Below are 990 nucleotides of genomic sequence, written 5' to 3'. Positions count from 1 at the left end.
ACCCTCCCTACCCCTGGTACTCGAAGCTCTCCTTCTTCGAGAGCCAGCATCGGCTGGGCAGCGGCAACACCGGCGTGCGCACCATCGAGTTCGACGTGACGCCGCTCGCCTCCCGGCAGGATGGGACCATCGGCTACACGGACAGCGCCACGTCGGTGACGGACTACGCCTCGCTGAACATGACGGTGCGCATGAACCTGGAGGGGTACTTCGACGTGCGCAATGCAGGCGCGTATGCGTCACTCACGCGGGTGCCGTATGTGAGTGGCCGCACGTACCACGTGCGCATCCTCGCGGACCTGCCCGCGCGTCGCTACAGCGTCTGGGTGCGGCCGCCTGGAGGCAGTGAGGTGCAGATTGCTAACCGGTTTGTCTTCCGCACGGGTGCGCCGCCCATCGACGATCTTGGCCGCGCCTCCGTCCGGACCCTCATCGCGGACAGTGACTTCCGCGTCCTGAATCACCAGGTGAGGGCTGGCGTCACGGCGTCCGTGAGCGAGGAGGGCACCGAGACCTGGAGCGATGCCGAGGAGCCCCTCGGCTGTGGTTCGACCCACGGCGCGTCCACGTCCTCCGGAGTGCTGACCGTGCTAGGCGTCATGGCCCTGCTTCAGCGGCGCCTCTCGACGAGACGGCGACGCTGACCGGTGACAGGGGCAAGGCCCCTCAAATCACCCCGTCCCATCCCACGTCATGGCGGCGGAACAGCTCGCGCAGCCCAGAAACCTGTGACTCGGCAAGCGGCCCCCTGGACAGGATGTCCAGGTTGCGCCGCAGCCGTGACGCCTGGGTGGTGCCGACGATGCACGCGCTCACCCCGGGCGAATGGGCCGCGAAGCGCAGCGCCAGCTCATCCCACTCGAGCCCGCCCAGGTCCACCTGCATCGCCCGCATCCTGTCCCAGTACTGCCCCACGTCGTGCGCCTGGGGCCGCGTGTCATGGCGCCACGCCGCGTTGCCCAGGGGCCGCTTGGCGATGACCCCCACGCC

Annotated in this window: 1 protein-coding gene and 1 pseudogene; one reads left to right on the top strand and one right to left on the bottom strand. The window is 68.8% G+C overall.

What is annotated here, in order from left to right; translation table 11 throughout:
- Positions 1-644: pseudogene (locus FL311_RS44735) on the top strand (hypothetical protein); the annotation flags it as partial.
- A gap of 22 nt (positions 645-666) precedes the next feature.
- On the opposite strand, the gene FL311_RS43355 reads toward FL311_RS44735, so the two are convergent.
- The coding region (locus FL311_RS43355) for an aldo/keto reductase (protein WP_194869648.1) at positions 667-990 on the bottom strand (324 nt) is incomplete at its 5' end.

It is taken from the genome of Myxococcus sp. AB025B (assembly GCF_006518215.1).
Taxonomy (GTDB): Bacteria; Myxococcota; Myxococcia; order Myxococcales; family Myxococcaceae; genus Myxococcus; species Myxococcus fulvus.
This window is presented reverse-complemented; position numbering and strand designations above follow the sequence as displayed.